1 protein-coding gene is annotated in these 1,316 nt (G+C 41.0%); it reads right to left on the bottom strand.

Annotated elements, in window-relative coordinates; all coding sequences use genetic code 11:
* Positions 1-32: 32 nt before the first annotated feature.
* A protein-coding gene (locus ACVRYP_RS10640) for an IS3 family transposase (protein ID WP_447468679.1) occupies positions 33-1,316 on the bottom strand; the annotation gives its coding sequence in 2 pieces (ribosomal slippage) (positions 33-943 and positions 943-1,316; 1,285 coding nt annotated over the 2 pieces). This gene is flagged as partial in the annotation.

The raw sequence follows: 1,316 nt of genomic DNA, 5'->3' as shown, positions 1-1,316 counted from the left end.
TGTACTGACCCCAAAAAGTTAGACAGGAAATATTAGTGAAAGGATTTAGTTCTGTACTGCACAGGGCTAAGTCCTTTTAGTTTAGTCTTAATGCGTTTGTTATTGTAGTAAAAAATGTAATCGGTGATGGCTTGTTCGAGTTCATTCAGGGATTGGTAGGATTTCTCGAATCCATAAAACATCTCAGATTTGAGGATGCCAAAGAAGGATTCCATCATCCCATTGTCAGGGCTATTGCCCTTACGTGACATAGAAGGACGAATACCCTTTGATGCCAAGAAGCTATGGTAAGACTGGTGTTGATACTGCCAACCCTGATCGCTATGAAGAATCGTTTCTGTGTAAGAATCAGCTGGAAAAGCTTTTTCAAGCATGGTTTGAACCTGCTTCAAATCAGGAGAGTGGGATAAACTAAAGGCAATAATCTCACTATTGTAGCCATCCAGAACGGGAGACAGATAGATTTTTCCATTACTATTGGGTAAGGCAAATTCTGTCACATCTGTATAACACTTTTCATAAGGCTTAGCTCCTTCAAACTGCCGCTGAATCAGGTTATCAGCCTTCTTGCCGATTTCACCCTTGTAAGAGGAATACTGGCGCTTTTGTCGAATACGAGCAGCTAGTTTCATCTCTTTCATCAAACGTTGCACTTTTTTGTGATTAATGCCATAGCCACGATTGCGAAGCTCCAAGTGAATCCGACGATAGCCATAATTTCCTTTGTGCTCCTCGTAAATCGCTTGGATTTCAGCTTTAAGCTCCTTGTCCGGGTCTTCTTTAGCCAGTTGTTTGATCTGGTAATAATAGGTAGCACGGGCTAGCTTGGCTATCGCCAATAGGATGTCTAGTCGGAATCCTCCTTCGACCATTTCTCTAATTGTTTCTGCCTTTCGCGCGCTAGGGCTTCGTCTCTCAGGCGCAGTTCTCTCAACTTTTTTAGGTAGGCATTCTCCGTTCTTAGATGTTCATTTTCTTCCTGAAGGCGTTCCAATTCTGTCATTTCTTCCCAGGTTTTCTTTTTCTTTCGTCCCATCTTTGGCGGTCTCCCTCTTGTTTTCTCAAGAATAGTATACCCGTTTTTCTTGTATTGTGCTATCCAATTGGAAAGCATACTGGGACTTGGTAGGGCATAATCCAGCGAAACTTGGTTTTGTGAATAGCCACTAATCAGAACTTTATCAATCATCTCTTGTTTTAATTCTGTTGAATAGTAGGTGTTATTACCTTTTTTAACCACTTCAATACCATACCTATCCATAAGTTTGACCATGTACTTGAGATTAGAAATCTGAATATGATACAGTTGGCTGAGT

Source organism: Streptococcus rifensis, from assembly GCF_053203525.1.
Note: the sequence above shows the minus strand (reverse complement) of the source record. Positions and strands in the feature narration are given on the sequence as shown.